Origin of the sequence: Escherichia sp. E2748, from assembly GCF_005781125.1 — a bacterium.
Lineage (GTDB): Bacteria > Pseudomonadota > Gammaproteobacteria > Enterobacterales > Enterobacteriaceae > Escherichia.
This window is the reverse complement of the sequence record NZ_VATP01000026.1, coordinates 1-5,321: the sequence shown is the minus strand read 5'-3', so window position 1 is coordinate 5,321 and position 5,321 is coordinate 1. Positions and strand designations below refer to the sequence as shown.

5 protein-coding genes and 1 pseudogene are annotated in these 5,321 nt (G+C 51.8%); 1 reads left to right on the top strand and 5 read right to left on the bottom strand.

What is annotated here, in order from left to right; translation table 11 throughout:
- Positions 1-244, top strand: a pseudogene (locus FEK42_RS22875) (hypothetical protein); the annotation flags it as partial.
- Here FEK42_RS22875 and FEK42_RS19235 read toward each other — a convergent pair.
- The 5 genes from FEK42_RS19235 to FEK42_RS19215 form a co-directional block, all read right to left on the bottom strand.
- The gene (locus FEK42_RS19235; protein WP_130259262.1) at positions 241-852 is read right to left on the bottom strand and encodes a hypothetical protein; all 612 of its coding nucleotides are present in this window, start codon (positions 850-852) and stop codon (positions 241-243) included. The pseudogene FEK42_RS22875 and the gene FEK42_RS19235 sit on opposite strands and share 4 nt — an antisense overlap.
- Positions 839-3,148, bottom strand: coding sequence for a hypothetical protein (locus tag FEK42_RS19230; RefSeq protein ID WP_130259263.1), 2,310 nt, complete (start codon positions 3,146-3,148; stop codon positions 839-841). The genes FEK42_RS19235 and FEK42_RS19230 overlap by 14 nt, the downstream gene beginning before the upstream one ends.
- A 681-nt stretch (positions 3,149-3,829) precedes the next feature.
- Positions 3,830-4,051: a hypothetical protein gene (locus tag FEK42_RS19225; RefSeq protein ID WP_130259264.1), complete on the bottom strand. Its 222-nt coding sequence runs from the start codon at positions 4,049-4,051 to the stop codon at positions 3,830-3,832.
- 289 nt (positions 4,052-4,340) lie between these two features.
- The gene (locus FEK42_RS19220) at positions 4,341-4,769 is read right to left on the bottom strand and encodes a helix-turn-helix domain-containing protein (RefSeq protein WP_138211926.1); all 429 of its coding nucleotides are present in this window, start codon (positions 4,767-4,769) and stop codon (positions 4,341-4,343) included.
- The gene (locus FEK42_RS19215; protein ID WP_130259267.1) at positions 4,769-4,960 is read right to left on the bottom strand and encodes a Rop family plasmid primer RNA-binding protein; all 192 of its coding nucleotides are present in this window, start codon (positions 4,958-4,960) and stop codon (positions 4,769-4,771) included. Before FEK42_RS19215 ends, FEK42_RS19220 begins: the two co-directional genes overlap by 1 nt.
- Positions 4,961-5,321: the final 361 nt, after the last annotated feature.

Below are 5,321 nucleotides of genomic sequence, written 5' to 3'. Positions count from 1 at the left end.
CTGGAAGGACAAATTTGGTGGCATGTCTCGCACAAGACTGTTACCACGGTTCAGAAACTTGCCGGTTTACTGTACCTTCGAAAAACCACCTTGCCGGGTGGTTTTTTCGTTTACAGAGCCAGAGATTACGCGCAGAAAAAAAGGATCTCAAGAAGATCCTTTTTATTTTGTGGTCAACCATTTGTCATTTGCATTAAGCATTACTCTCCGTGTGGCTCCCCCTAACCCCGCTTTACTCAACTAATCATGCGGAAAATGAGGGTCATCCGATGGGTCTCCTTTCCCAATTATTGAGAATTTACCACCTTTAAAACTGTATATTTTATATTCACATTTATCATTATTCGGATTTGACGCCGATAGTAACGTACCATTCATCCATAATAAGGTACTGTCACGATAAAATATTGGAAAATCAGCCATTGCTCCAGGTGGAGGTGGATCGTTCTCATCTTCAGGGGAGTAAACAGCACAACTTTGCACTGTACTCGGATGACTCATGTCATTTTCGATCGTAATAAATTTAGGCAGAGTTGACACAACCTGCCCCGTAGTTTTATCAATAACCCAGCCACATAGCGGGTGGCCATCCCCACATTCATTAGGAAGATCGTCTCCATAGCCGACATACAGTCGATAATGCCCAGCGTAATTAACCTGCTCCATTAGTTGCTGTTGCATAATGCGCTTCCACTCATCGGTATAACCTTTCTGAATACCAGACAGATTTAGTGTTTCAGCAAAAGGTTCGTGGCTCACCTTAACTCTATAGTCCCCGGCCTGCGGCCCCCCCCAGGAAAGCGGTGTTACTCCGAAAAGTAAAACAACAGCCAGATATTTATTTACCATCATGTTTTGACGCCTCCAGAGCCTTAATTATCGCATCCGGCATAATCAGAGCCTTGTTTAGCCCATCACCCGAGTAATACGTCACTCCGTCATGCTTGGCATATCGTCTTTTATGAACGGGGTTACCATGCTTATCTTTCAGCACATTGCCATCTGGAGCCACCTCAAACTCATGGGGATCAGGACTGATAGGCAATCCCTTCTGTACGCCCACCGACGCAAACTCCAGTGCACAGGCATAGGCGGCCTCCTCCACGCTGCCATTTCCCTCCAGATAATCAATAATAGGTTTACGTTTCACCCTGATAATATATTCCTCAAACATCCGGTCCTGCATCGTCTCGTCATACCGTGCATTTACGTCCAGATTCAGCTTATAGACACTTTCCTTCATCACCGTCGGCGTTATCTGAAACCGCCCAGTCGCAAACATTTCATACTTTTCCATCGCCACCATTACCTGAGCGATTGCCATCGATGTCAGATTAGTGTGGGTATATGCCTGTTTATGCGTAGGGTGTGGATGCGGCCAGGTCCGGTTATAGGCGGTATAATCATTGACAGACTCAGCATGGCCAATCAGATCAGCAAACGGGCTGTGTGCCCATCCCTGCTTTTTCGGCTCCCTGAGTGCATCGAGAAACACCAGCGGGTGCATATGCCACTGATTTTCCAACATGCACGGCACCCGGTGAATCCAGCGTAGGTCAGTCAGAAACTTCTCGCTGTACGCGTACCATTCCGGCTCCTCCCTCTTCTTCTGCGGCGTAAAGAACGCTTTCCACACCGGGGATTCCGAAGAGTAGTACCACTCACAAGGATGCTTCACACACAGCCGGTACAGGTGATCGCGCATTGCCGGGTTCTGCACCGCACGCCGGTACTGTTCCGGCAAATACCACGACGCTTTCGGAGCATCAATCTGATTCAGCAACTGCCGGTAGTTGAACGCAACCCCTTTGCTGTAGTGATTATCGTCATTGTCCGCCACGCTGAAAAAACGCTCCAATATCGTCTTTACCAGCCCTTTCGGCTGCGTCTTCCCGTCAAGATGGTCAAAGCTCGACGGACTGTCCTCCGTGGTTTCAAACCCCCGACCGGCCAGATCGTACCGCGACAGCAGCAGCACATCCGACTCCGCCAGCAGCCCGCGCGACGAACCATCCGGCCAGTAACGCTTACCCTCTTTGTCTGTCACCGCCTGCCCGGACAGCGGCATTACCGTTACGCTCGTCGTGGCTATCAGCCCCTTCTGTATTTCTCCGCTTCTGAATTGCAGGTACACCGGTATCCCCTTCGGACAGCGCGCAAAGGCGGGCGTGTCGCGACCCGCACCCTCCGGGTTTCTCAGGAAATGCGGCAAATTGTCCGTGGTCAGACATTCGATATGCACCTGATAGCGCTTTTCATGCCCGTCCTCCGTGGGCGCCTGAAAATACCCCAGATGTCCCACCGGGTCCCCGGCCTTAATCGGATAAGGGGTCGGGCATACCACCGTATCAAACTGCACGGCTTCACGTGACGGCGGCAGGAATGGCGTCCACCACGCCGGACAGGTGGCCCTGTCACGTTCAGGAACCAGGTTCCCTTTGTCGCACACAACCCACACCCGGTCCCCGGTTTTCAGGCTCATGCGGCCCGAAACCGGCTCCGCCAGCGTGACGTGCGCGTACTGTCGCCCGTTGCTCCCGGTCATCGTGTCATCGCTGACCGCTTTATCCCACATCACCCGCGTCCCGGCAGGCAGCTCCGCCGCCACCCACTGCCGGGATTCATCCACATACGCCTTCAGGAGCTGGCCGTCTGCCACCTTAAACGCCGTGCTGTCCTGCTCCGGGTAGGCCAGCCACGGCGCGAGATGCATATACAGCGTGTAAAAGGTCAGTCCGCTTTCTGCCGTTTCCCCGGGCTGAACACAGTGCCTGACCAGCACAAAAGACCCGGAGTAGCGTAAATCCCCCCAGTACCACGGCACGCTGAGGTAATCCCGGTTAATCCGGTACGCCACCACCTCACCGTCCGCCATGCAGCGCACGGCCTGCTCCCCCTTAAACGGCACAGGGAAATCAACGGCCTCATTTACCGCCTGCCCGCTGAGCGCACACCACGGCGTGGTGGTGTCCGTGATATGAATACCGCCGTGCCACATGCCGCTACGTCCGATAAGCCAGTGCCCGGTGGCTTCCCCCTCAAGATGCGCCTGTATATCCTCCAGGTTACGGAATTCCCGGCCACGGTTGTTTTTTGGCACCGGCCAGCAGATAGCGGGTATCTGTGAGCCGGTTTTCGACTGTGCCATATCAAGTCCTTTAATTTTGTATGGTTAATAGACATTGATCATACACCTGCAGGAACTCAGCCCTGATTTCTCCATATGTAGCAATATGTTACTAGGCAGAGGTGACGCTGAGCGTCGGTAAGGAATGATGGGGTGGGGGTGGAAACATTTAACATCCGTTATGTGAGAATCACAATAAAGGGAATGGATAACATTGATTGTTTTTTATTACAGAGACATATTCAGACGGAGGGATTTCCTCCTGAATTTACAAAGGATAACTGTCATGGGTCTTAAGCCTGGTCCTAAACGAATTGCCGAATCAATAGGGGAACCTGATAAACGCCAGCGCGACAATAAAAAAAAACGGGGAACACAGATAAACTGAAATCCAGTAAATCCTCAGGGGAAATAAGTCAGTCACCAAAAGTCCTGCGGGGCTTTTTTTGTACCTGCAGATGACTCTGATTTACCATAACATCCGTTGTCGGCACCACCAGAACGCGCTCAGAGCGATTTCAGCGCGAAACCGATGAAAACCACAGCTTACCCGGCGAAACCCCGCCAGAAAGGCACTGAGAGAGTTTACGGCCTGTGAATGGTTATGCAGCGCAGTGCATGACATCCGGTCTGGCGCAGAACAGCAGTTGAAACCGGGATTTTTCCCGGTTTTCCAGCCCTAAAATCCGGGTTAGGGATGAACTACCGGTTCTGTTTCATGCCATAAACGGTCAGTTTCCCGTCCCTGATTTGCAAAACGCCCCGGGATAACTTCCCGGCTACGGTAGAACGGTGCATGTCATCCATCCTCGGCTGATGCTCCTCCGCCGTCACTGGCTTAATCTCCGGATCAAAAAACTCACTTTTAAACTCCGCCCCCAGGAATTTCAGATCATCGATAAGGGTCGTAAACCATTCTTTCATCGTTCAGCCTCCGCGCCAGTCTGCGCCATTCAGATCACAGTCTGACACAAACTGGCGAAATAAAGCGGTGAACGGACCCGCAATTTATTGCGGGATCGTGAGGAGCTGGCAGGGAGTCGGGGCGGCGAGCCCTGACTAGGGCCACGGGTGTGCGGTTTTGCGCATGCGCAAAATTCCCGGGTGGGTTTCAAAGGGGAACCCTTTGGCACGCGACTGTATACAGTCGGTAACGTGCCTCTGGTTTAATGCGGTAATTGCATTAGATTTCACTAAATTGCATTAAAGACGCTCATTTTTGCCAGAACTTCCACCAGGGCGCTGTCGTCGGCTCCGGCATTTCAGACGGGGGCTGCTTATGCTCCAGAAGCTGCATAGCCTGACGAAGTGAACTGATATGCTCGTCCCGGGCATTCATCGCATCTTTTAGCCCGGCGTTTTCCGCCTGCAGAAGCGCCACCTGATGCTGTAAATCCTGTAAAAATTCACTGTTAATCCCTGTAGAGCGATCGTCAAATGTTACAGCACTACTGTCACGTTCACTGTCAAGATTAAGGGTGCAAAAAACGCGCATAAGTTCAGTTGTATCAATGATTTTTACGGATTTACCATGCTTTACAACAGAGGTGTAACTTAACTCACCAGATTTAAGTAGCTTGTAAATAGTAGGACGACTGACACTGGCAAGACGAGCCGCTTCGCTAATTGATACACGGGCCATTATAAATCCCCCTGAAGACCATCCAGACGAATAGTCAGAGAGCGACAGAGTTGTTCCACATCTTCATGCAGCTTTTCGCAAAGATCCGCCTCAGCATCGAGATCAAGTTCATTAAGCTTTTCCAGCAGAAGCAGAGTCTGCCCCTGGATAAACTTCGCCATATTAAGCGCAGTTTTCTGTTGTTTCGTCATCACAGCGTCAGTGCTCCATGTTATCTCCGGTTCTTTTCCGCTTCCTCGCCCGTTCGCTCGCTACGCTCGGTCACTTGTCTGCGGCGAGCGGACGGAACGTACTAAGTGGCAAGTAAGACAGAAGATAAACGTAAGGGGAAAGCAACCCAAAAGCCAGGATAAGGCCACGCCCCGCCGGAGGCGTTTTTCCATAGGCTCCGCCCCCCTGACGAGCATCACAAAAAAATCGACGCTCAAGTCAGAGGTGGCGAAACCCGACAGGACTTAAAGATACCAGGCGTTTCCCCCTGGTGGCTCCCTCGTGCGCTCTCCTGTTCCTGCCTTTCGGTTTACCGGTGTCATTACGCATTTATGGCCGCGT

Coding starts and splice junctions, on each gene's coding strand:
- FEK42_RS19230 (WP_130259263.1), bottom strand. CDS start 3,148: ATGGCACAGTCGAAAACCGGCTCACAGATACCCGCTATCTGCTGGCCG.
- FEK42_RS19215 (WP_130259267.1), bottom strand. CDS start 4,960: ATGACGAAACAACAGAAAACTGCGCTTAATATGGCGAAGTTTATCCAG.
- FEK42_RS19235 (WP_130259262.1), bottom strand. CDS start 852: ATGATGGTAAATAAATATCTGGCTGTTGTTTTACTTTTCGGAGTAACA.
- FEK42_RS19220 (WP_138211926.1), bottom strand. CDS start 4,769: ATGGCCCGTGTATCAATTAGCGAAGCGGCTCGTCTTGCCAGTGTCAGT.
- FEK42_RS19225 (WP_130259264.1), bottom strand. CDS start 4,051: ATGAAAGAATGGTTTACGACCCTTATCGATGATCTGAAATTCCTGGGG.